This window comes from Sulfurirhabdus autotrophica (genome assembly GCF_004346685.1).
In the GTDB taxonomy this organism is placed as follows: Bacteria; Pseudomonadota; Gammaproteobacteria; order Burkholderiales; family SMCO01; genus Sulfurirhabdus; species Sulfurirhabdus autotrophica.
In genome coordinates, this window is the sequence record NZ_SMCO01000011.1 from 78,871 (window position 1) to 103,273 (window position 24,403).

Sequence of the window (24,403 nt, forward strand, 5' to 3'; positions counted from 1 at the left end):
TTATATCCTTTGACCCTCACCGAAATATTTGCGATGCCATTATTCATGAGGCAATCCTTTTGGCGGCGCCATGGGTTTCTTGCCTTCCAATGGCTGAGGATCAAGCGTTGCAACAGTCAAACTGTCATCAACCAGATACATACGCGCCACTTCCTGTACCTGCGCAGGTGTCACTGCCTTTAATTTGGCAAGACGTGTGTCTAGTGACTTATACGAGACTCCTGCAATCTCATACTCACCAATCAACATGGCTTGGTAAAACATGGAATCGCGCTGATATACCTGCCCCGCAATCACCTGCGCCTTAACCCGCTGCAATTCGTCCTCTGTCACGCCTTCTTTTTTAATTTTCTCAATCTGTTCGCGTAGCGCAAGCTCAAGGTCTTCAATTTTCTTGCCCTCGCTTGGTGTGCCATCCAGCGCAAACATGCCAGGCCCGCGTGCGACTGAATCATAACCCGCACCAACCGAGCTGGCGATGCGTGCGTCTCTTACCAAAGACTTGTTCAAGCGGGCAGATTCGTTGCCATCTAACACGCCTGCTAGCATTTCCAGCGCATATGGCTCCCAGTCTTTTTCAGGGTTGTGTAACACTGGCGCATGGTAGCCCATCATTATGTAGGGTAATTTTGCAGGTGCTTTGACGTTAACACGTCGTATGCCCAACTGCTCTGGCTCTAGCTGTGGCTTGCGTACAGGTAGCGGCCTGGCTTTGGCAGTGCCAAAATATTTTTCTGCCAGCTTGAATACAGCCTGAGGCTGCACATCGCCCACCACGACCAATACAGCATTATTGGGGGCATACCAGCGATGATACCAATCACGGGCATCCTGCCCTGTCATGTTTTCCAGATCATTCATCCAGCCGATAATGGGGCGACGATAAGGATGCGCCTGGTACGCGGTAGCATTCAAATCCTCATAAACCAGTGCCTGCGGTTTGTCATCGGTTCTCCAGCGGCGCTCTTCCATCACCACTTTAATTTCTTTGCCAAACTCCTTATCAGTCAGTTGCAGATTCTGCATGCGATCCGCTTCCAGCTTGAATGACAATTCCAGTTTGGATTTTTGCAACTGCTGGAAATACGCAGTGTGATCGCGGCTGGTAAAAGCATTATCGCGCCCTCCCGCTGCAGCAATCAGTTTTGAAAATTCGCCTGTAGGAACGCTTGGCGTACCCTTAAACATCATATGCTCCAGCACATGAGCCACACCTGTAGTGCCGTTGAACTCATCAATACTGCCAGCCCGATACCAAACCTGGGAAACCACCACTGGCGCACGATGATCTTCTTTGACAATCACCTTTAAACCATTCTTTAACGTGTGTTCATAAGGGTTTGCCAACGTTGCCAAAGGTTGCACCAAGACAGTCAGCAAAAGAGAAAAACCGGTAATTCGAGAAATTCGTGTCATTATGGGTAGCCTAACATCCATCAAAAAGCATAAAATTGGTATATTCGTTTTACAACCTGTGATTAAAACAGAAAACTACAATTGCTTGTTAGTTTCTTTTTTCTCACCTTCTGACAATCAGACTTCATGTTTAGTTTCTTTAAATCAAAAGCAAAAGATAAAATCCCCGCCGAACCACCCGTCGAAGAAGCGCCCATTGCCGAGCCTGAGGTTGAATTCACCCCTGAAGCAGCGGATCATGTCGAAGCAGAACCGCTTCTCACTGTAGCAGAAGCGACTTCTGAAGCGGAGCCACTTCCAGCAAAGTCTCTAAGCTGGGCTGCCAGACTGAAACAGGGTTTAACCCGTACACGGGAACATTTAGGCAAACAACTCACTTCCGTTTTTACCAGAAACGTCAAAATTGACGAAGAGCTGTATGAGGAACTTGAGACAATTTTACTGTCAGCAGATGTTGGCATAGATGCCACCACTTTTCTGCTGGATGATTTGCGCAAGCGGGTTAAGCGCGAAAAACTGACAGACTCACAGCAATTGCAAGGCGCATTGCAGCAAGCCATGCACGATTTGCTACTACCCCTTGAACAGCCACTGCATACCGAACAAAACAAACCCTTCATCATTATGATGGTTGGCGTCAATGGTGCGGGCAAAACTACTACGATTGGCAAACTGGCTAAATATTTTCAGTCCCAGGGCAAATCTGTTTTACTTGCTGCCGGCGATACTTTCCGCGCGGCAGCACGTGAACAGCTTGTTGTGTGGGGAGAGCGCAACAATGTAACCGTGATTACACAGGAAAGCGGTGATTCGGCTGCGGTAATTTTCGATGCCATTAATGCGGCAAAGGCTCGCGGTATTGACATCGTGCTGGCAGATACCGCAGGCCGCCTGCCCACACAATTACACCTGATGGAAGAACTCAAAAAAGTCAAACGAGTCATCGCAAAAGCAGACCCGACTGCTCCCCATGAAATCATTCTGGTTCTGGATGCAAACACGGGACAAAATGCCATTGCTCAGGTTAAATCTTTCGATGACGCCATTGGCGTCACTGGACTGGTACTTACTAAACTTGATGGCACAGCCAAAGGTGGTGTCATCTCTGCTATTGCCAAGGTTCGCCCCATCCCCATCCGCTTTATCGGCGTAGGAGAAACCATGGATGACTTGCGCCCGTTTGTAGCCAGGGAATTTGTTGAGGCGTTGTTTGAATGATCGAATTTAGTCAGGTAAGTAAACGTTTTCCCTGTGGTCACGAAGCTTTAAAATCTGTTTCCTTCTCCGTTGAAAAAGGAGAGATGGTGTTTCTTACGGGCCATTCCGGTGCAGGAAAAAGTACATTATTGAAACTGGTTGCAGCTATCGAATTACCCACAAGTGGCAGTGTTGTAGTCAGCGGGCAAAACATCGGAAAAATGCGCAAGGCAGCCGTTCCGTTTCTGCGTCGCAATCTCGGCCTGATTTTTCAGGATCATAAATTACTCTATGACCGTAGCGTTTTTGAAAACGTCCTTTTACCCCTTCAAATAAGCGGTTTTGACCGTTCTGAATCGGCTAAACGGGTGCGCGCGGCACTTGACAAAGTTGGCCTGCTCGGCAAAGAAAAAATGCTACCCATCACGCTTTCTGGCGGTGAACAGCAGCGATTATGCATCGCTCGGGCAATTGTGAATCGTCCTGCCATTTTACTAGCCGACGAACCTACCGGGAACCTCGACAGTGCTTACGCGCATGACATCATGGACATGTTCCAGTCCTTTAACCAGGTGGGCGTGACTATGCTCATCTCCACTCATGATGAACACACCGTTGAACGTATTGGCGGAAGAGTGATTCATTTGCAACAAGGCGAGCTAATATCATGAGCAACTGGCTAGCCAATCACTGGTACAACTTTTTACTCGTCTTTCGACGCCTCTTACGGACGCCATTTTCAAGTTTACTGACGATATCTGTTATTGGTATTACTTTAAGTCTGCCGGCTGGCTTGTTTGCCTTGCTTCAGAATATGAGTACAGTAGTGGCGAACATCCAGGGCGAGCCACAAATCAGTATATTTTTGTCACTGAACGCCTCCAGTGCGGATGCCAAACTGATAGAAACGCAATTGAAGCAAAATCACGACATTCAAACTTATCAATATATTTCTCGTGATCAGGCATTGCAGGAAATGAAACAAACTACCGGTATGGAGCAAATCATTACCAGCCTTGATCGCAACCCGCTACCAGATGCCTTCATTATTCACCCTAATGTAACCGCCCCGGAAGCGCTTGCCCAACTTAAGGAAAAACTCAGTCAAATGCCAAATGTTGCCCATACACAGATGGATTCAGCCTGGGCAAAACGTTTGTTTACTTTCATGCGCCTCGGACAACAAGTCATTCTGATTCTAGCGGCTTTGCTAGGGATTGCCCTTATAGCCATTACCGGCAATACCATCCGCCTGCAAATTTTGACTCAGCGTGAAGAAATTGAAGTAAGCAAACTGATTGGTGCTGCGGATGCATTTATTCGACGCCCTTTTTTATATCATGGTGCTTTGCAAGGTTTAGCGGGAGGCGTGGCCGCACTTGCAATCGTCTCTATCAGCATTTCACTACTAAATACCAACGTGACCGAACTGGCCCAGCTTTATAGCAGTGATTTTCAATTACATATGCTGGCAACCAGGGAAAGCATGCTTATTTTGCTTTTATCTACTTTACTTGGTTGGTTCGGAGCTTATATTGCAGTATGGCGTTATCTGCGACATATCGAACCGAGTTAGACTCTTTTTTTACCCTGGCGGGTTTAGCCATGCATTGAACTGCTTACTACCACTGGAGAAGTCTTGCTCTCCCTAGCTTGCTATCTTGGCTCGCCCAACCATGAATATCCTTATGTCATACATCAATAGACTTTACTTAGTTTTATTCCTCCACGCCCTTCACCTTTCAAACCGCACAGACAAAAAAATTTAGCCCTGTTCGAGAATTTTTTAGAATTTTTGTAGCGATAAACTTTATTGTCTATACCATTTTCAAAACAAAGCAATACAATCATTCCCATCACCAAAACATTCCCCACAATGTGACAAAATTTGTCACATCTCGCCGTAATTAGTCGCAATTTCGACCTGTTTTTTCAGTTTATCTGGAAATATTTAGGTTTTTCATCAATCATACGCTGAAATTATGCATATATACTTGTAACATCAATTTACTTGGCATATTTCTTGCTTTAACTTGTGACTATGCCGACGAATTTGGTTTTTAATAAGCATTTTTTATTGTTCTTTTGTCAATGACATACAAGTCACGCAAAGTTTCACGCTACGACTTACAGCGTATCTTCATGTTTCGTTGGCCCTGATTTTTGTTTTTTAGCAAAAAATAATCACCTATATTTTTGCAATGTCATGAGCAAAGCACGCCAGGCGCTTACTTTGCGACTTTCTCTGATATGTGTGATTCCAATATTACCAATGAGGTGGAGATCACAATGGAAGCAATACGAAATGCAATTGACAATTTAAAAGAAAAACACATTTTCAAAGAGAAATACGAAAGCGCAAAAAAAGAAGCACTTGAGCGAGAAATGCGACGCGACCACAAACGTAAATCCAAACATTTCCACAACGTCAAATCCGAAAAATACTGCCCAAGAGATCCTAAACTGGAAAGTGGCGGCACCACAGGCTCCACACCACCACCCACCACTAACGGTGCGCCAGGAAATAACAATACGACACCTGCGCAACCTGGCACAGGAAGTACACCAGCAAATCCAACCTCTCCTGCAAGTGAAATGGATTTAGCACTATTAGCAGTAACACGTTTAAGCTATGGCCCAGCAACAGGGGATTTGAATAATGTTACCAAAATGCAGTTCAGTACCTGGCTAACCCAGCAACTTAACCCCAGCCAAATTGACGATAGCACCCTGGATCAACGTCTGGCTACAATTCCCGCCCTGAGCCAAACCAATGCACAACTTCGCGATTCCACCACTATCAGCGCACAAAAGCGTTCATTATCGGATGAACTTCTATCTGCCACATTGTTGCGCAAAGTAATGAGCAAACGTCAACTGTTGGAGATCATGACCGAGTTCTGGAGTGACCATTTTAATGTCGACATTAACAAGGAAGGTGTACTACCTCTCAAATTTGCTGATGATAAAGGGATCAGAACCAATGCACTCGGACGTTTTCGTAATTTATTAGGGCACAGCGCTCATAGTCCAGCCATGCTCTATTATCTGGATAATCGCGTAAATCGTGGCAAAAGTCCCAATGAAAACTACGCTCGGGAAGTCATGGAACTCCACACCCTGGGAGTAAAAGGCGGCTACACAGAGACGGACGTCAAAGAAGTTGCACGATGCTTTACCGGCTGGACAGTTAACCAGACCACCGGGGAGTTCATGTTTGATGCAACCATACACGACAACGGAACCAAAAACGTACTCGGATATGCCATCCCCTCAAACGGACAACAGGAAGGTGAGATGGTACTGGATATACTCGCCAACCATCCCTCAACAGCACAGTTTATTGCAAAAAAACTGTGCCAAAAACTGGTTAGCGATAATCCTTCCAGTAGCTTAATCGCAGAAATAAGTGCTGTATTCATGGCAAACCAAGGCAATATCGCGCAAACCATTCGCGCCATCACGATGTCTGCTGATTTTGGCGCTTCGCAAGGAAAAAAATTACGTCGTCCATTTGATTATATGGCTGCAGCTTTGAGAGTACTGGGTGCAAGTTTAGACACGCCGACGGCTATAGGTAAATATCTTGATAGATTGGATCAATTCCCCTTCTCATGGCAGCCACCAACAGGTTACCCGGACAGCGCCGCGTCCTGGTTAAACGCATCAGGGTTACTCAATCGCTGGAACTTCGCGCAAGCATTAACAAAAGGTATAACAGGGATCAGTGTGAACCTGTCTGGTCTGATTGATTCCACACTCACTGCAGAAGGCATTACCTCACAACTTGAACAGCGATTATTAGGCAAACCGCTATCGTCAACATCACATAACACCATTGTGACCCTGTTGGCGGGCGGACAATCCACAACCCAGCCTATACCTGCTGCAACTCTCACACGGCTGCTTCCAGCCACGATAGGCGCAATGTTATCCAGTCCAGAGTTTCAAGTGAAATAATCCAGCCCGCTTATACCAGGAGTTTTAAAATGAATAAAATCTCAAGACGTGAGTTTTTAAAAATGGGCAGTGGGCTTGCCGCTGCAACCGCTGCAAACGGAATAACGCCCCAACTTGCCTTTGCCGCACCTGGCAGCTACAGAGGCGATACCTTGATAACAGTCTTCCTGCGGGGTGGTGCAGATACATTAAATCTGGTCGTACCCTATGGCGATCCAGCCTATTATGCCAACCGTACAACCATTGCCATTCCTGCGCCAGTCATAGGACAAGCTGGAACAGCATTGGATTTGGATGGTTTTTTTGGTTTCCATCCTGCAGCCACCTCACTGCACACCCTATTCAAACAAAAAACGCTAGCAATCATTGATGCGGCCGGTTCGCCGGATCCTTCACGTTCTCATTTTGACCAGCAAGACTATATTGAATCCGGAACGCCAGGCAACCCCTTCCAGGGAAGCGGATGGATTGCTCGCCACCTTCAAAGCATGGGCATTACCGCAGAGACATTTACCGCAGTTGGACTCAGTTCACATACCCAAAAATCACTTCGCGGCACAATCCCCCCCTTGGGATTTGATAGCCTTGCAGGCTTTCGAGTAGCCGGCGGCACCAGTGTAGAACTCGCATTACGGAGTATGTACTCAGGCACCGACATGCTTGCAGCAGCAGGCACTCAAACCCTGAGCGCAGTCAGCCTTGCATCCGGACTTACAGCATCCCCCTATCAGCCTGCTAATGGCGCCGTATATCCCACCAATACATTTGGTCGCCAAATGGCAAATATTGCGCAAATGATCAAGGCTAACATAGGCTTGGCCGCTGCCAACATAGATCTGGGTGGATGGGATACCCACTCAAATGAGGGGGGGGCAACGGGAATGTTTGCAAACAATGTTGCAACACTGGCAAATTCCCTCGGTGCGCTGAACACAGATCTTGGCAACCTTATGGGACAGGTCACTGTGGTCGTCATGACCGAATTTGGGCGGCGCGTCAAAGAAAATGCATCGGGTGGGACAGATCATGGCCATGGCAGTGCAATGATCGCGATGGGCGGCAATATACTGGGCGGAAAAGTATATGGTCGCTGGCCAGGCCTTTCTACTGCTTCTCTGGACCAAGGGGACTTGGCCGTAACAACAGACTTTAGAACAGTATTAGGCGAAATTGTTCTGAAAAGGCTTGGCAATCCCATGCTTGACCAAGTATTCCCCGGCTTCACCTTAAACCCGTTAGGTTTGGCAGTTGGCTAATCATGTAACACCGCACTGCTCCAATTACGAGCAGTGCGTACAGCATATAACCCAATCTACCCACTCTAAACAACAACCACTTACTCCAATTAATTAAGTACTTAAACTCATTATAATATTTAAAATACCCCATCATTTGCATTAACCATGAACACCCCTTTATTGCAAAATCAATGAAGAAATAAAGGAACTTTCTCCTCATATTGGCACTCTTACTCTGCGAGTGCTAGAATTACACCTAGGAGGAATTAATACATGACCCAAGCTTTAGCGTTTCCCTCACCTTATTCCGTTCCCAGCCTGGAAAGCTACATTCACACAGTGAATTCGCTTCCTATGCTGACGCCAGACGAAGAACTTAATCTTGGTCGTCGTCTGAAAGCAGACAACGATGTTGAGGCTGCGCATACTTTGGTACTTTCTCATTTGCGTGTTGTTGTTAACATTGCTCGTGGCTATACAGGGTATGGGTTGCCACAGGCTGACCTGATTCAGGAAGGTAATATCGGCTTGATGAAAGCGGTAAAACGCTTTGATCCGGAACGCGGCGTGCGTCTGGTGTCATTTGCTGTTCACTGGATTCGTGCTGAAATTCATGAATTTGTCTTGCGCAACTGGCGCCTGGTAAAGATTGCGACAACAAAAGCCCAGCGCAAATTGTTCTTCAACTTGCGTAGCATGAAGACCGGACATGGTCATTTAAGCCATGAAGAAATTCAGAATATGGCGAAGCAGTTAGGAGTCAAGCCGGAAGAAGTGACTGAAATGGAAACCAGACTATCTGGTCAGGACATCTCACTAGAACCGGTTGGTGATGATGAAGAGTACCACTATGGACCGATTGCTTTCCTTGCAGACCCCCACGCTGAACCCGATCAGCAGTTAGAAGCTGAAGAGTCTGAAAGAATGCGCAGTGATGGCATGAAACTGGCGCTCGACAGTCTGGATGATCGTTCGCGGCGTATTATCGAAGCACGTTGGCTCATGGAAAAAGACAGTGCTACTTTGCATGATCTTGCTTCGGAGTTTTCTGTTTCTGCCGAACGAATCCGTCAGATCGAACAAAAGGCGTTACAAAAAATGAAAACCATTATGGGCGCTGGTGCTACTGCGTAATGTTTGACCAGGAATAAAAAAACCGCACAATGTGCGGTTTTTTTATTCCTGAATTCCTGCTATCAAGCGAGAATCACGCTCAAAAAGCTCATCCATGCAAATACAATCAAACCAACAACCAAGGTCATGGGAAGATTTTCTTTTCTAAAAAATGCAGCCATTTCAATTACTCCAAATCTGATTAAAACTTATTCTCATTCTAATCTATTCTTCTTTATCCTTCAACCTATTGTGCGGTATGAGAGGATCATCATCATCCATTAAAATACGTTGTGCCGGACCTTCCATATCCTCAAACTGCCCACTTTTGATGGCCCAAAAGATACCCACACCAGCCGCAATAATCATTACAGCTGTAAGGCTCAATAAAAATACCAGAATACCTGTCATATAATCCAAACATGCAAACGTAAAAATTCAAACATTGTAATTTAATTGCTTTTTATAGGTGCACTTCAAACTCCACAGATTAGCCCTGTAAAATCGAATGCTTACTTTAATCGAAGTGCATTTAACACCACAATAAGAGAACTGGTCGACATACCTAACGAAGCCAGCCAAGGCGGAACAAACCCAACAGCTGCAAAAGGCAGTGCAAGAAAGTTATAACCAATTGCCCAGACGAAATTCTGTCGGATAACTTTTATTGACTCTCGCCCAAGTTCAATGGCGTGCCAAATTTCAACCAGCTTTTCTGATAACAATACAATATCGCTACTTGCATGCGCAACTTGCGTACCGCCACCCATTGCAAATGAAACCTGCGCACCCGCCAGAACTGGCGCATCATTCACGCCATCTCCTATCATGGCGACTACATCACCTGCTTTTTGCATCACTTGAAGCGCAGCAAGTTTATCTTCAGGACGCATACTCGAACTATATGTGTCGATATCCAATTTATCTGCAAAATATTTTACGGCACCCTCAGAATCACCGCTCAAGATTGACACGCGGATTCCCGCCTGCTTTAGCTGCGATACCAGCTCAATAGCATCAGCCCTTAACTCATCAGACAAAACAAATGCGCCCAAAGTTTCATTTTCACTGGCTAACCACACCACCGTAGCCCCCGCCTGAACTTCTTCAGGGAGTCCCAACTCAGTTATTGATCTGTTTTCAACTACGGTTATATTTCCCAGCGTATAAGCTACGCCATCAATCATGCCCGACACGCCTTTTCCAGGAATATTCTGTGCTTTTTCAACGAGAAATAATGTACTTTGATCTACTGCATTCAAAAAACTCGCAGCAAGTGGATGTTCTGATGCCTGCTCCAGACTGGCAGCTAATCGCAGACAAAGCTCTGCATCAACTTTACCAAGCGCTATGGACTTTTGCAGGACTGGCTTACCATAAGTAAGTGTGCCGGTTTTATCGAAAACCACATGATTCACTTGTGCGAGCGTTTCCAATGCATGCCCCCGTGTTAGCAGGGTTCCTCTTTGCAACAAATGCGACCCCGCTGCAGCCATAGCAGCTGGTGCAGCAATAGACAACGCGCAAGGGCACGTCACAACCAGCACAGCAAGCACCACCTCAAATGTTTTACTTGGGTCTATCCATAACCAAATACCGCCTGCAATCAGTGTCAATACCAGCAGAACTCCAGTAAAGTAACCCGCTACTCTGTCTGCCATTTGTGCAATTCGCGGTTTTTCAGCTTGCGCGCGATCAAGCATTCTGACGATACCTGCAAGCACGGTATTCTCCCCCACACCACTCACTTGCAGAAATAAAGGTCCATCTAGATTAATGCTACCCGCGATGACAGAATCACCTGGTTTTTTGGGAACAGACCGACTTTCTCCCGTCAGCAGTGCTTCATCTGCACTACTTTCCCCTTCCACCACCACTGCATCTGCAGCAATGGCCTCTCCTGGCTTAGCCAGAATCATATCGCCCATTTCCAGATCCAATACTGGCACGACCTCCTGCTTTCCATCCCTAATTCTGATCGTCATGGCCGGTGCAAGCTTTAAAAGATTTTCAGCAGCCTCAACAGATTTTTCTTTGGCACCTTGCTCCAGAAATCGGGCGGCAAGCAAAAACAAGGCAAACATGGTTATTGCATCAAAATACACCACACCTTTCCCATGAAAGGTGATCCAGGTACTGCCTATAAAAGCACTGATTATGGCGATACTGACGGGGACATCCATTGAAAGTTTACGCGATCGCAATGCGTACCAGGCACTACGGTAAAAGGGTAACGCCGCATAGAACACCACAGGAAGGGTAAGCCCCAGGCTGACATAACGCATAAGTTGTACTGTACTGGTTTCCATTCCGAATGCAGCGCCAGCATACAATGCCACCGCAAGCATCATGACTTGTGCTGCGGATAATCCGGCAATAGCAATACGCCTTAAATCCAGCTTGCGTTTCTTTTGACGTAGCGCATCTGAAGTTTGCGCATTATAGGGATGTGCGTTGTAGCCTAATAACTGTATTTCAGCCAGAATGGTGGATAACTTGATGACGTTTTCGTCCCAGCTGATACGTGCTCGATGGGTCGCATAATTGACTTGGGCTGACTTTACCCCTGACAGCTGCTTGAGATGCCGTTCATTGAGCCATATACAAGCTGCACACGTAATGCCTTCAAGGATTAATACGGCTTCCTTCATATGGGCATCATTTTCAATGACAAAGCTTTTCTGGATATCCGGATGATCATACAAGGAAAGCTTTTTAAGCTCATCAGGCACAACATCCTGACCGCTTACCGGCATTGAAGTCCGGTGCAGATAATAGTCTTGCAGACCATTATCAACAATGGTCTTTGCTACAGCCTGACATCCGTGGCAACACATACTGCGTGACTCGCCACTTATTTTGACTGTCAGGTCCAAATCATCAGGAACTGGCTGCCCACAATGGTAGCAAGTGAATTTCATTCAGACTTCAAAACAATGACGTTTTTTTGTACCTGAAATTGATCGTCACCTTTACTCACATCCACCACCGCCACCCACCGGCCAAAGTTCTGCAACTTCACGACAGCCTGATACACACCGCCACCGATTGCAGGCATGGCAATACTCTTTTGGTCTTCTAGCGCAGTAGCGGGACGCAACAGGCTTAAACTGACCGTTGCAGCTTCTACCGGCGCCTGCTGCTTATCTTTTAATCGCACAACGATTGTATGGTCCTGGTTCTGTTTGAGTTGCTCAAGCCCGACCAATTCCACCTGCCAGCCCAATTTGCGTTGCCGTTCCAACTGTTTCAAATGCTGGTTTACAGCAGCTGCGGCGTCGCCTTCATGCGCTACTACGCCAGGAAAAGCGGTATTTGATCCTGCTCCAGCATGTTTTGCAGGAGGCAACAGCCATTTTGCGATGCTGGGCGACACGCCTCTGCTGGCGATATACATCAGATTTGCCATGATGATAAACAAAATAACAAAGAAAGCCGTGATCAGTTTGGGTATCCAGTGCAGAGGCTGATTATCCTTGGATTTTCTGCTGCCCAATAAAGTCAGGACAGTTGCCGTTGCTGTATAAACCGCAACATGCATAGATACAACTTCTCCACCGGGCCACTGCACCATGCTATATCCGATATAAGCCATTATCGGGAAGACGCCACTCACGACCCCTCGCCAGTAATTGGAGACACCAAATAATTTCAGTGCAAAATACAGCAAGGCTACTAAAATCAGCCCGCCAAATAGCGTTTCAAGTAATGTCATTGTTCAGTATGCTTTGAATAAAATTGCGTCATGCGCTTAGTTGCGGTTTCGGGTTTACTTTTTGGTGTAATGATAAAAGCAAAATGTTGGACCTTGTTTGCCATGGCAGGTTCAAGTTTCACGCTTGCTTGCACCATCAAGCTTTTACCCGCATGTACATTCAATTCGCCAATCTCACCCAGATCGAGCGCAGTTTCAGGTATACCACTTACACCGATATGGTATATCTCGTCGGTACTGGATTTATTGGTAACTCTGATTTGGTAACGATTACGAATCTGGCCGTCTGACAATACGACAAATAATGGCTGACGAATTTGCTGAACCGTTTCTTCGTAGTTTGTTCGATGACCTATGCTATACAACAAATAAGTTGCCATTAACAACACGGCTGCCCCATTACCGATGATTTTTAGCCGCTTCCAGTGTAATTTAGGTTTAACTGGTGCGGGAGATTCCATATTAGCTTCTGAATCATAGCGAATCAGACCTCTAGGGTATCCCATAGAGTCCATTATGCCGTTGCAAGCATCAATGCAAAGCCCGCATGAAATACAGGGAAATTGCATCCCTTCCCGGATATCAATTCCAACTGGGCAAACTTGCACACATAAACCACAATCAATGCAATCGCCGTATCCTTTTGCCAGACGATCTTCACGAGATTTCATGCTACTTCTGGCTATGATGCGGCCCAGTGTGCCTTCACCTCGTTTTTTGTCATAAGCTACCGCCAGCGTTTCAGGGTCATACATGACACTCTGGAAGCGCGCATAAGGACACATATACATGCAAACTTGCTCACGCGCCAACCCGGCCGCGACGTAAGTAGTTGCAGTTAAAATCATGACGGTAAAATAGGCTACTTGCGCTGCATTTCCCGTAAAAAAATCAACAGTCAAAGCAGGTGCATAGCCGTAATACAGTATGAAAGTGAGTGCCGTCCAGAAAGACAACAGCAACCATACGCTATGCGTTAGCGCAAATTTACCGACTTTTTCTGCATTCCAGGGCTGTTTGTACAACCGAATTCGCGCGGGCCTTTCACCTTGCACAAGGCGCTCAACCAATATGAAAGCTTCTGTCCACAATGTTTGAAAGCAGAAGTAACCACAAAAAGCCCGGCCAACCAATCCTGTTACAAAAAACAGTAGCACTGCAGCTAAAAACAGCAACAAGGCCAGCCAGAAAACGTCTTGTGGATAAACCACCAGATCGAATAAGAAGAAACGGCGCCCGACCATATCAAATAATACCGCCTGACTTGGACCATCGTGTCTGGCCCACGGCAACCAAGGCAAGCCAAAATAGATGGCATAGGCAAATGCCAGCACCCCCCATTTAAAACTCCTGAATTTACCTTTGACTGATCGGGGAATGATTGGGATATGCTTTTGATACAACGACCGTTGTTCTTCACTACCTGCTTGCACCATGTACTCCAGAAAACTTGCCGCTTCGAGTTTAAACACCTCAGAAGCAAAAGACCTCGCCCTTTCAGGCGAGGTCTTAGATGATTTATTGGATAAACGTATTCACCTTTTATCCAGCTCTCTCACACATATTGTGGAGAGAACGTATCATTATTTACCGCCGCCCAACTCATGTACATAGACGGTTAAAATCTTGATTTGTTCCGGCTTGAGGCGTTCTTTCCATACTGGCATCACACCTTTATTCAGACCTTCACCAATTACTTTTTTAACGGCATCTAATTTAAGTTCAGCAGTCTCTGCTGCTGGCACATTCGCCCACAGCCAGATTTTATCTGTCAGATTGGCTGAACCGATTATCTGACGACCTTTTGCATCATCACCATGACAGTAGAAACATGCAGCTGTTTGGCTATGAAACAGGGTATCCCCTGCCTTCACTTTAGCAGCATCTGTTTTCTCACCGGAGAGACTCAATACGTAATTAGCCAGGTTATCAATCTGCTCACCGTTCAGCACTTCGTTAAATGCGGGCATGTAACCGTGACGACCATTCGTAATGGTTTCCTGAATTTTGTCAAAAGTCCCACCATACAGCCAATCATCATCAGCCAGATTGGGAAAGAAGCCCACTTTCCCTTGTCCACCGCTTTGATGGCAAGCAGCACAGTTGTCTGCAAAAAGCACTTTACCTGAGGAAACCACAAAGTTGTTCAGCTCGGGGTCCTTTGCAATTTTATCGAAAGGTGCAGCCATAATCTTATCAACAAATGGCTTTTGCTTCAGTTCCGCTTCGTTCATTTCTTTCAGCAACAAGGCACGTGTATTCCAATGGGTGGTTTTCTCAACCCCTTTGTCATTGACGTAGCTGATTGTGCCAAATCCGGTTGTGAATCCCTTTCCAACAGGCCAAGCAGGGTAGGTCAACCAGTAAATAATTGATACTAAAATGGTTGCATAGAACGTCCAAACCCACCAGTTTGGCAATGGGTTATTATATTCCTGCAGGTCACCGTCCCATGCGTGGCCGGTTGTTTGCACAGTTTGTGATTGCAACTTTTCCTGACTCATTTTTTGGCTTCCTTAACTTCTGATTCTTCTTCATCTTGGAATGGCATATTTTTATAGGATTCCAGACGATTCCCCCGCGATTTGCTCCCGTATACGTAGAATACGATCAATACAAACGTGGTAAATAATATTAATAACGCAACCGGTTTGGTGTTTTCCGGGTGCGCAAACCATTCGATCCATCCCATAGTACTGTCGTCCTTAACGATATTGTACGAAGTGATCGTTATCGTACTTGCTGAAATCAACCATCGTTCCCAATACCTGCAAATACGCAACCAAAGCATCCATTTCGGTCACATTACTGCGATCACCGTCATAGTTACCTTCCTGAGCCTGAGCAATCAGATTCTTCTGAGCATCAGGGATATGCAACTGCTTGGCAACTTCAGGGCCGAATTCCTTCACGTTGTTATCCATTTCTGCTTGATTAGCGGAATACGGTACACCTACTGCACGTAAAGCCATCAAACGCTCGGACACGTCTGAAGTATCCAGTGGTGTTGCAAGTAGCCATGGGTAACGCGGCATCACTGATTCAGGTACCATTGATTTTGGATCAAGCAAATGCGCCACATGCCATTCATTAGAGTATTTTTTACCTACACGAGCCAGATCAGGACCTGTACGCTTGGAACCCCATTGGAAAGGATGGTCATATTTTGACTCAGCCGCCAAAGAGTAATGACCATAGCGCAATGCCTCGTCACGGAATGGACGAATCATTTGCGAATGGCAAAGGTAACACCCTTCACGTACAAAAATGTCACGACCGCGACTTTCCAAAGCGGTGTAGGGCCGTACGCCTTCCACTTTTTCAACAGTGCTTTTAATAAAGAATAGCGGCGCTATTTCCACTAAACCACCAATACTGATTGCAAGCATGGTTAACACCAGCATCAGTCCAATATTTGTTTCAATCCATTCGTGTTTAAAGTTAAACATATGTCCTCTCACATCACTTGTCAGAAGCTTGAATACGAAACATTGAATTATTTCGTTTCAATCATCCGTTACGTTCTGCACTAACCTTCAAACAGTTACCCAACCCTATCGGCTGGGTAACTTGATAATTACTTAAGCGCCAGCTTTTGCCATTTTAGCAGCCAGCTTTGCCTCAAGTGCTTCGGTTTCACGCTTTCCTTGGCGTATGGTCATGTAGCAATTAAATGCCATTAATACCATACCTGTCAGGAAGAACGCACCACCTAGAGCACGCATTGCATAGAATGGGTGCATTGCGGCAACGGACTCAGCAAAAGAATATTGCAGATTGCCAAAGTCGTCGAACGCGCGCCACATCAAACCCTGCATGATCCCGGAAATCCACATTGCGGTGATATAAAGCAACACGCCGATTGTAGCCAGCCAGAAATGGATGGAAATCAACTTGATGCTATACATCTTGGTATCCCACAATTTAGGGATCATGTGATACATGGAGCCGAATGTAATCATGGCAACCCAGCCCAGCGCACCAGAATGAACGTGACCAACAGTCCAGTCAGTGTAGTGTGACAGTGCATTTACATCTTTCAGTGCCATCATCGGGCCTTCGAAAGTGGACATACCGTAGAAGGACAATGCCACGATCAGGAAGCGCATGATTGGATCGGTACGCAGCTTATCCCAGGCACCAGATAATGTCATGATACCGTTGATCATGCCGCCCCATGAAGGCAACAGCAGCATCACTGAGAATGTTGCAGCCAGCGTTGAGGTCCAGTCAGGCAATGCAGTCCAGTGCAAGTGATGAGCACCAACCCACATATAAAGAAAGCCTAGAGCCCAAAAGTGAACAATCGACAGACGATAGGAATATATCGGACGTCCAGCCTGCTTTGGCACAAAGTAGTACATCATTCCCAGGAACGCTGCAGTCAGAAAGAAACCTACTGCATTATGTCCATACCACCATTGGGTCATGGCATCCTGCACGCCTGAGAACAGGCTATAGGACTTCATGCTGAAAAGTCCAACTGGCACGGCAAGGTTGTTAAATGTATGCAGCAGCGCGGTTGCCAGAATAAAGGCAAGGTAGAACCAGTTGGCTACATAGATATGTGGTTGCTTGCGGCGCATGATGGTACCAACAAACAGAACCAGATACGCTACCCAAACCACTTCGATCAGCAAATCAATTGGCCACTCCATCTCAGCGTATTCACGCCCTTGAGAGTAACCCATCACATAACTGATACCAGCCAAGGCAATAATTGCCTGCCAACCCCAGAAAGTGAAACTTGCCAAGCCATCGCTGAATAAGCGAGTCTGACAGGTGCGCTGAACGACGTAGTAGGAAGTAGCAAACAACGCGCTACCGCCAAAACCAAAAATCACAGCACTGGTATGCACCGGACGGAACCGGCCAAAACTGAAGTATGCGCTATCAAAGTTCAGAAATGGAAACGCCAGTTCTGAAGCTATATACACACCCACACTCATCCCAATCACACCCCAAACCAGGGTCATGATTGCAAATTTCTTCACAATATCATAGTTATATTGCTCGGTGTTGGTCATCCCTACCGCCGACATGATTTTCTCCTAAGTTCCAAAACTCTACCCTACTGACGTTACAGATTCAGTCAACCCGGGATAATATACTGAGTGCAGGGTCTCCCGCAATCTGTTTTTTCAACTATCAGAATATTCTAATAGCCAATATCATTTATAATTCAAGAAGATAAAAGAATTTTTACATCATGTTCTATATCATCCAAATTTTGTCCATAGCGCATAAAAAGACGTAAGCGTCCGTTTTTATCAAAAACATACGTGCCCGCAGAATGGTCTATCGTGTATCGTTTACCATCAGCACTCGGCTGCTTTTGATAAAAAATATGAAAATCTTTGGCTACTTTTGCAGTAGCCGCTTCATCACCGTACAAACCTAAAAATCCGGGATTAAATGCGGGCATATACTGCGCCAGCAATTCCGGGGTATCACGCGCTGGGTCTACTGTCACAAAAAGCACTTGCACCTTCTCGCCAGCCTTTCCAAGTTGTTTAATCAGCAAAGCCATTTCTGTCAACGTTGTAGGACAAACATCCGGGCAGTGAGTATAGCCAAAAAACATCATCACAACTTTGCCGCGAAAATCAGCGAGCTTTCGTGGTTTGCCGTTATGATCGGTTAGATGAAAATCCTGACCAAAATCGGCTCCTGTGATATCCGTAGATTTGAATTCCGCAGTCTGCTTTCCTCCACATGCCGTTAACAGAACGACTGTTAACAACCCGATCAACCAGTTACGCAATGGGATGTTGCTCCGCGTCAAGCATTTCTCCTTTTTAAACACAGCAGTTTAAACTTTCATAATAGATCATTCCTGGCTGATTGCAGCGCCGGGTAAATCTGCTAACCTGTATTTGCCAGTCAGTACCGCTTTAGCAAGTTTTTCCAGGGTTTGCTCTTTTAACAGGGCAACTATTTTTTCCTTGATCGGTTTCCATTTGAAGTGCATGGGACATGCTGTTTCATCTTTGCAAACCTTCAGTCCTAATAAGCAATCCTGAGTAAATCCGATTCCTTCAGTCAAGGTTAATATATGCATGAGATCGGTTTTTTCCATTTCTTCTCTCAAGCAAAACCCACCTAATCGCCCACGGAACGAATACAACAGATTGCCTTTACAAAGACTTTGCATGATTTTTGCAAGGTAAGCGGGAGGGACATGAAGATGATCCGCGATATCACGGTTCAGGACTGGTTCGTTCTTTGGTTGGGTTGCGATATAGATCAACGCCTGAACGGCGTACTGGCTTGTGCGTGACAGAATCATGGTAAAAACCCCAAATATTGAATTTGATTTTTACCCGATTATATAACTTTTTGGTCTGAATATCGTAATTAAAGTTTCTATATAGCCTGGTTTTCTGAGAATAAAATTGGCGTTTGAAAGGAAGTTCTTATTATTAAAATCAGATTAAGTTGCTTTATTTAAGCGAAAATTCAAATTAACCATGACTATCAACAATAGTGCCGCGCCCAAATTATGACTTACTGCGACCGGCAAGGGTAAGCTCATTAATACATTGGAAATTCCCAAGCCAACCTGTACAAACAATAGCAGCAGCATTACCTGTGCGATACCCCGCATAGAAGGCATTTTTAACAACTTCAATCCAAGCCAGACCAGATATAAAAATACAACATACGCACCCAGCCGGTGAGTCCAGTGAATCGCTACCAGACCTTCACGCGAAAGAAAGTCTCCGTCTACTGTCATCCCGAGTTCCCTGACAACCCGGAATGCATGGGAATAATCCATGTTCGGCCACCAAAGTCCATTGCATTGAGGAAATCCTGAACAGGCTAGAGCTGCATAATTGGTGCTTACCCACCCACCCAAAATAATTTGCAAAGATACCAGCAAAAGACCAATCAACCCCCAAATTTTCAGCTTGTATACTTTATTCTGCTTTGCATAACGGTTAACTCCCTGCTGCTTCAGTGCCAGCCATACTAGCAATGCTAACGTAGCCAACCCACCCAGGAGGTGGCTGGTTACAATAAAAGGTTTGAGCCTTTCCGTTACAGTCCACATTCCCAGTAGCGCCTGAAACACGACCAATCCCACCAACAGTGTAGGCAGAATTGGAGACTGATCCAGTTCTTTGCGTTTCAGCCAGGCCAGCAATGCAATTAAGCCAATCAGCAATCCTAACGTACCCGCAAAGTATCGATGTACCATTTCTTTCCAGGCTTTATGCGTGGAAACCGGACCACCTGGTTGAATTTCTTGTGCTTGCGCGATGTCTTCTGCTGCATGATGGGGTGAAATCTTGCCATAGCAACCAGGCCAGTCCGGACAGCCTAATCCTGCATCCGACAGCCTGACGTAAGCACCCAGCACCACAACACAAAGCGCAAGCAAAGCTGTAAAAAATACCAACTTTTTATACATGGTCAAGATTATGTCATCTGAAGAAAATGATCTGCCAGCAGCACTGCAAACAAAGCCGTCAGATAAATGATCGAGAATCGAAATGTTTTTTGCGCCAGTTGATCGCTGTATTCGCGATAAAGTTTGACTGCATAATAAAGAAACCCTGCATCCAGCGCTGCGGCTCCAATCAGATAGAGCGTACCGCTCATACCTACACTGAACGGCATCAACGTCACTGCCACTAGAATAATGGTGTAAAGCAGGATATGTAGCCGAGTAAATTCCTCTCCATGCGTTACAGGCAGCATAGGCAGGCCAGATTTTGCGTACTCTTTTCTGCGATACAGAGCCAGTGCCCAAAAATGCGGAGGAGTCCAGGCGAAGATGATCAGGAAGAGCAGAAGTGATTCAGCAGGAACGGCGTTTGTGACGGCAGCCCACCCCAATATCGGGGGCATAGCGCCCGACGCGCCCCCAATTACAATATTCAGTGGTGTTGAAGGCTTCAAAAAGATTGTATAAATCACTGCATAGCCGAAAAAAGTCGCCAGTGTTAACCACATGGTCAAGGGATTGACGAACAGGTACAGCATGCTCAACCCCATTAGCCCCAGAATGGAAGCAAATAATACGGTCTGAGAGGATGTCACTTGACCGGTTGGTAATGGGCGGGCACGGGTACGCGCCATTCGCGCATCAATCTTTTGCTCAATCAGACAATTAAATGCTGCAGCTGCACCGGACACCATGGCAATACCCAGCGTTGCCGCCAGCAATAAAGGTAACGACACCATGCCAGGCGACGCCAGAAACATGCCTATCACAGCTGTAAAAACAATCAGGGAAGTGACTCTGGGCTTGCACAGCAAATAAAAGCTTCGGCAGCTGCAAGCAGTTTGTTGCAGAACCAATGTAGCGCTCATATTCATGTTCTTCCCCTTATATTACCGTATTAAAATTTTACCGTTTCGATAAATCAATTAAACCCGCAGTGCTATGAGTATTTCAACAAACGCACCATATCCTTGCGCATGCCTGCAGGGTCAGAACCAGGTGCGTAGTGCATCATCAGATTGCCTTGAGGATCCACTAAATAGATACCATGATTCTCTGCTAATTGCTCATATTTGACGCCAAATCGCTTTGCCAGGTCTGCCATAACGGTATTTTCTGCTTTCCATACCAACATGTCCGGGTATTCAACCAGCTTGCCTTTTAGCGTTGTTGCCGCCTGGGTATCTGTAACAATGAACACGCGTTGTAACCGGTCCACTTCTTTGCCTTGTGCTGCATGCACCTGGCGCATGTAATACAAATTTTTCATGCATGCTTCAGAGCACGACGAGGAGCCAAAATACATCATCGTCCATTTTCCATGTAATGCTTTTAACTGAACAGATTCTCCATCCAGAGTTGTCAGTGTTTCATTTCCAATCTGGCGTGCCGGCTGAATCAACTGCCCATAATTGACTGTGGCAGAAGGCTTCCACCCCGTCAGGTAAAGCAACATGGATGCCATTACCGGCAAGGCAAATATTGCCATCACGAATATCAGGGTACGTCTGTTTGATTTCACATTAACACTGTTAGTTTGCTGATTCATTTTTTTCCTCTTGTGACAATTTTTTGATATTCGTCACCAGATAAATAACAACCAATGCGACTGACATGGCATACCACTGTATAGCATAGCCACGATTCACACCTATACGAGCATCTGGTCTTGGCCAGTCTTGCACATAGCTACTTTCAGGTTTGGATGTTTCCATCAAAATTGCTATTGGTTGCACAGCAAACGATACCGCTTTTTCGTATCGCCCCATATCCAGATTTTGCCAAACATTTTGCCATCCAGTGATCGAATTTTCTGGTTGCTCCAATTCAAAAAACTTATTGGAAGGGATATGCGCATAGCCTGTAACTTCAACAATACCCTGCGGCGTTTTGATCTGGGGCAGATCTCGCCTGTCATTCCCTGTTGGCACCCAACCCCGATACACCAGAACATGCATGCCACTGCCTTCGATACGCAATGGCGTTATCACTTGATACCCTGCTCTACCCTGATAAATCTGGTTATCCAGTAAGATCTGATAAGCTGGTTCGTAATTTCCCCGAGCTATAACCTTGCTGAAGCGTATCGTGTCAGGATCCAAAGGTTGCGAGCCTATTTGAATAACCGGGCCTTTTCCACGCTGGTCATACATTGTTTGCAATGCTTGTTTTTTTTCTGCCTTCCCTGCTTGCCACATTCCCAGATTAATCAAGATCGGAAGTACTATCAGGGTCGCAATCGTCGGGATTAATTTCGGACGAAAACGATAGTCACTTATTTGCATAATTCAGCACCTGGTCGCATAATTCCACGTAACAAAACTGGAGGATTCCTATGCTTATCAAAACTGTGATCATCTTGATGCTCATCTTGATCATCGGCAGCCTGTTTAGTGCCTTAACTTTTCTTTATAAAGACCAGGGAAAAGGTGAGCGAACTGCCAAAGCACTCACATTCCGTATTTCCCTGTCCCTTTTATTATTTATTTTGTTAATGCTTGGTTACTATTTTGGTCTTATTCCTGAGAAAGGCATATAAAGTCGCTTACATGCCCCCTCGAAATTTGCTTTACTGCTAAAGCGTTATAGCCAGTAAACAAATACAAACAAGAGTAACCAGACCACATCCACAAAGTGCCAGTACCAGGCTACAGCTTCAAATCCGAAATGGTGGTCTGGCTTAAAATGACCTTTCATTGAACGTAACATAATCACGATTAACATGATGGTTCCCATGGTGACATGGAAGCCGTGAAAACCTGTCAATATAAAGAATGTCGCGCCATACACACCCGCACCCATAGTCAAACCAAGTTCGGTATAGGCATGATGGTATTCAACCGCTTGCAAGGTTATAAACGTTGCACCCAAGGCAACTGTGAGAAACAATCCAAGAATCAGTTGAGAACGCTTGTTTTTAAGCAGTCCCCAGTGTGCCCATGTGACGGTAGCGCCGGAGGTGAGTAACAACAATGTATTAATTGCTGGAATTCCCCAGGCACCCATCGGAGTGAATGGTTTGCCTCCTGGCCCACTGGTTGGCCATGTCGCCTGGAATGCAGGCCATAGCTCACGCATGGTATCGCCTGTTCCCAGCCATGGCACAGATAATACCCGCGCGTAGAAGAGGGCACCGAAAAAGGCTGCAAAAAACATGACTTCGGAAAAAATAAACCAGCTCATTCCCATGCGGAAAGATTTATCTACTTGCTTGTTAAATAAGCCACCTTCACTTTCCCGTATGACTGTACCAAACCAGCCAAACAACATAATCGCAAAAACCACAAATCCGGCCGACAGAATTGCGCCCCCACCACCTCGGTGATTTAAGGTCATCACAAAACCAACCGCCATCAAAAATAGAGCAGCCGAGCCAACAATTGGCCAGTATGAGGGTGGTGCCAAATAATACCTATCGTGACTTTCACTCATGTTTCACCTCCATTTAGGATGTTGATTGCTTTAGATAATTCTCTGACAAACTTAATATTTAAATTCTTGTTATCGAGTGACAAAATAAACCAGTACCACTATGGCGGCAACAAACAAAATAGCACTTACAATGCCGGCAATGATCAATTGAGTCGGTGTAAGATGCGTGACATCCGCTTGATAATCCTTACCTCGTCGCACCCCAAAAAAACTCCAGAATACGGCTTTCATTGCCCGCATGGCTGAAAGTTCTTCAGACTTTTTTGTTTCATTCCCCATCACTTCCCTCAGTAAGCCTTACACATCTTTTCCTGCCGACTTAGCTTCTTTTTCCAACTCAAAAAAGGTATAGGAAAGTGTGATTGTGTTTACATCTTTAGGCAGCGTAGGTTCTACCACAAAAACTACCGGCATCGCTCTGAACTCTCCCGGTTTCATCGTTTGCTGTGAAAAACAAAAACACTGAATTTTTTTAAAATATTTTCCTGCAAGTGCTGGCCCGTAACTTGGTACCGCCTGCCCCACTATCTGACGGTCTGTCGTATTGGCGACGTCATACACTATGTGAGTTAAAGCGCCCGGATGAATTCTGATGCTCTTTTGTTGCGGCTCGAATTTCCAGGGCATTTTTTCATTTACGTTGGCTAAAAACTCCACCGTAATCCAGCGAGTAGTATCTACCTGCGTGTTGAATTCCGATGCATCTATACGCTCTTGTATAAACCAACCCTGATTGCACGCAATGTTGTACATGGGTACCAAAGCATAGGCGAACCCAAACATACTCAGAGTAACAACCATCAGCTTTTTTAAAACAGCCTTATTTGTGGACTCAAGACTCATGCTATTTCCACTGACTGATAAAAGTCCAGGCAAAAAGGA

General features: G+C 45.7%; 25 protein-coding genes. 7 read left to right on the forward strand and 18 right to left on the reverse strand.

Features of this window, described 5'->3' with window-relative positions:
- Positions 1-39 precede the first annotated feature (39 nt).
- A complete protein-coding gene (locus EDC63_RS11525; RefSeq protein ID WP_124946200.1) occupies positions 40-1,416 on the reverse strand; it encodes a M16 family metallopeptidase in 1,377 nt (458 codons plus the stop codon).
- 126 nt (positions 1,417-1,542) lie between these two features.
- On the opposite strand from EDC63_RS11525, the gene ftsY reads away from it, so the two are divergent.
- The 6 genes from ftsY (at position 1,543) to rpoH (ending at position 8,945) form a co-directional block, all read left to right on the forward strand.
- Positions 1,543-2,634, forward strand: a complete 1,092-nt coding sequence (gene ftsY / locus EDC63_RS11530) for a signal recognition particle-docking protein FtsY (protein ID WP_124946201.1) — start codon at positions 1,543-1,545, stop codon at positions 2,632-2,634.
- On the forward strand, positions 2,631-3,284 hold the full coding sequence (ftsE, locus tag EDC63_RS11535) for a cell division ATP-binding protein FtsE (RefSeq protein ID WP_124946202.1): 654 nt from the start codon (positions 2,631-2,633) through the stop codon (positions 3,282-3,284). Before ftsY ends, ftsE begins: the two co-directional genes overlap by 4 nt.
- Entirely contained in the window at positions 3,281-4,189 is a 909-nt protein-coding gene (gene ftsX / locus EDC63_RS11540) for a permease-like cell division protein FtsX (protein ID WP_124946203.1), read from the forward strand. Before ftsE ends, ftsX begins: the two co-directional genes overlap by 4 nt.
- A 713-nt stretch (positions 4,190-4,902) precedes the next feature.
- Positions 4,903-6,573: a DUF1800 domain-containing protein gene (locus tag EDC63_RS11545; RefSeq protein ID WP_165922986.1), complete on the forward strand. Its 1,671-nt coding sequence runs from the start codon at positions 4,903-4,905 to the stop codon at positions 6,571-6,573.
- A gap of 29 nt (positions 6,574-6,602) precedes the next feature.
- A complete protein-coding gene (locus tag EDC63_RS11550) occupies positions 6,603-7,829 on the forward strand; it encodes a DUF1501 domain-containing protein (RefSeq protein ID WP_124946205.1) in 1,227 nt (408 codons plus the stop codon).
- Between the two features lie 255 nt (positions 7,830-8,084).
- Positions 8,085-8,945: an RNA polymerase sigma factor RpoH gene (gene rpoH / locus EDC63_RS11555; protein ID WP_124946207.1), complete on the forward strand. Its 861-nt coding sequence runs from the start codon at positions 8,085-8,087 to the stop codon at positions 8,943-8,945.
- A 204-nt stretch (positions 8,946-9,149) separates the two neighbouring features.
- Here the strand turns inward: rpoH and ccoS are convergent, their stop codons facing one another.
- The 14 genes from ccoS to EDC63_RS11625 all read right to left on the reverse strand — a co-directional run bounded on the left by ccoS (position 9,150) and on the right by EDC63_RS11625 (position 22,374).
- Positions 9,150-9,335, reverse strand: a complete 186-nt coding sequence (gene ccoS / locus EDC63_RS11560; protein ID WP_124946209.1) for a cbb3-type cytochrome oxidase assembly protein CcoS — start codon at positions 9,333-9,335, stop codon at positions 9,150-9,152.
- A gap of 101 nt (positions 9,336-9,436) precedes the next feature.
- On the reverse strand, positions 9,437-11,845 hold the full coding sequence (locus EDC63_RS11565) for a heavy metal translocating P-type ATPase (RefSeq protein WP_124946211.1): 2,409 nt from the start codon (positions 11,843-11,845) through the stop codon (positions 9,437-9,439).
- A complete protein-coding gene (locus tag EDC63_RS11570; protein ID WP_124946213.1) occupies positions 11,842-12,639 on the reverse strand; it encodes a FixH family protein in 798 nt (265 codons plus the stop codon). The genes EDC63_RS11565 and EDC63_RS11570 overlap by 4 nt, the downstream gene beginning before the upstream one ends.
- Positions 12,636-14,111, reverse strand: coding sequence for a cytochrome c oxidase accessory protein CcoG (gene ccoG / locus EDC63_RS11575; protein ID WP_306307885.1), 1,476 nt, complete (start codon positions 14,109-14,111; stop codon positions 12,636-12,638). The genes EDC63_RS11570 and ccoG overlap by 4 nt, the downstream gene beginning before the upstream one ends.
- Before the next feature lie 111 nt (positions 14,112-14,222).
- Positions 14,223-15,143: a cytochrome-c oxidase, cbb3-type subunit III gene (ccoP, locus tag EDC63_RS11580; protein WP_124946214.1), complete on the reverse strand. Its 921-nt coding sequence runs from the start codon at positions 15,141-15,143 to the stop codon at positions 14,223-14,225.
- On the reverse strand, positions 15,140-15,331 hold the full coding sequence (locus tag EDC63_RS11585; RefSeq protein ID WP_124946216.1) for a cbb3-type cytochrome oxidase subunit 3: 192 nt from the start codon (positions 15,329-15,331) through the stop codon (positions 15,140-15,142). Before EDC63_RS11585 ends, ccoP begins: the two co-directional genes overlap by 4 nt.
- A 13-nt stretch (positions 15,332-15,344) precedes the next feature.
- Complete coding sequence (ccoO, locus tag EDC63_RS11590) at positions 15,345-16,088, reverse strand: cytochrome-c oxidase, cbb3-type subunit II (protein WP_124946218.1); 744 nt, start codon at positions 16,086-16,088, stop codon at positions 15,345-15,347.
- Positions 16,089-16,220: 132 nt separating this feature from the next.
- Positions 16,221-17,681: a cytochrome-c oxidase, cbb3-type subunit I gene (gene ccoN / locus EDC63_RS11595; RefSeq protein ID WP_124946220.1), complete on the reverse strand. Its 1,461-nt coding sequence runs from the start codon at positions 17,679-17,681 to the stop codon at positions 16,221-16,223.
- Positions 17,682-17,821: 140 nt separating this feature from the next.
- Complete coding sequence (locus tag EDC63_RS11600; protein ID WP_223248260.1) at positions 17,822-18,424, reverse strand: SCO family protein; 603 nt, start codon at positions 18,422-18,424, stop codon at positions 17,822-17,824.
- A 45-nt stretch (positions 18,425-18,469) separates the two neighbouring features.
- The gene (locus tag EDC63_RS11605; RefSeq protein ID WP_124946222.1) at positions 18,470-18,928 is read right to left on the reverse strand and encodes an RrF2 family transcriptional regulator; all 459 of its coding nucleotides are present in this window, start codon (positions 18,926-18,928) and stop codon (positions 18,470-18,472) included.
- Between the two features lie 144 nt (positions 18,929-19,072).
- Positions 19,073-20,053: a COX15/CtaA family protein gene (locus tag EDC63_RS11610; protein WP_124946223.1), complete on the reverse strand. Its 981-nt coding sequence runs from the start codon at positions 20,051-20,053 to the stop codon at positions 19,073-19,075.
- A gap of 8 nt (positions 20,054-20,061) precedes the next feature.
- Positions 20,062-20,964, reverse strand: a complete 903-nt coding sequence (gene cyoE / locus EDC63_RS11615) for a heme o synthase (protein WP_124946224.1) — start codon at positions 20,962-20,964, stop codon at positions 20,062-20,064.
- Between the two features lie 65 nt (positions 20,965-21,029).
- Positions 21,030-21,638, reverse strand: coding sequence for an SCO family protein (locus EDC63_RS11620; protein WP_124946225.1), 609 nt, complete (start codon positions 21,636-21,638; stop codon positions 21,030-21,032).
- On the reverse strand, positions 21,622-22,374 hold the full coding sequence (locus tag EDC63_RS11625; protein ID WP_223248261.1) for an SURF1 family protein: 753 nt from the start codon (positions 22,372-22,374) through the stop codon (positions 21,622-21,624). Before EDC63_RS11625 ends, EDC63_RS11620 begins: the two co-directional genes overlap by 17 nt.
- Before the next feature lie 50 nt (positions 22,375-22,424).
- Here EDC63_RS11625 and EDC63_RS11630 point away from each other — a divergent pair, with 50 nt between their 5' ends.
- Positions 22,425-22,628: a twin transmembrane helix small protein gene (locus EDC63_RS11630; protein WP_124946226.1), complete on the forward strand. Its 204-nt coding sequence runs from the start codon at positions 22,425-22,427 to the stop codon at positions 22,626-22,628.
- Positions 22,629-22,672: 44 nt separating this feature from the next.
- Here EDC63_RS11630 and EDC63_RS11635 read toward each other — a convergent pair whose 3' ends face one another.
- From EDC63_RS11635 to EDC63_RS11645, 3 genes are all read right to left on the reverse strand, one after another.
- Positions 22,673-23,521: a cytochrome c oxidase subunit 3 gene (locus EDC63_RS11635; protein ID WP_124946227.1), complete on the reverse strand. Its 849-nt coding sequence runs from the start codon at positions 23,519-23,521 to the stop codon at positions 22,673-22,675.
- Between the two features lie 69 nt (positions 23,522-23,590).
- Positions 23,591-23,800: a DUF2970 domain-containing protein gene (locus EDC63_RS11640; protein WP_124946228.1), complete on the reverse strand. Its 210-nt coding sequence runs from the start codon at positions 23,798-23,800 to the stop codon at positions 23,591-23,593.
- Positions 23,801-23,818: 18 nt separating this feature from the next.
- Positions 23,819-24,364, reverse strand: a complete 546-nt coding sequence (locus EDC63_RS11645) for a cytochrome c oxidase assembly protein (protein WP_124946229.1) — start codon at positions 24,362-24,364, stop codon at positions 23,819-23,821.
- Between the last annotated feature and the right edge of the window lie 39 nt (positions 24,365-24,403).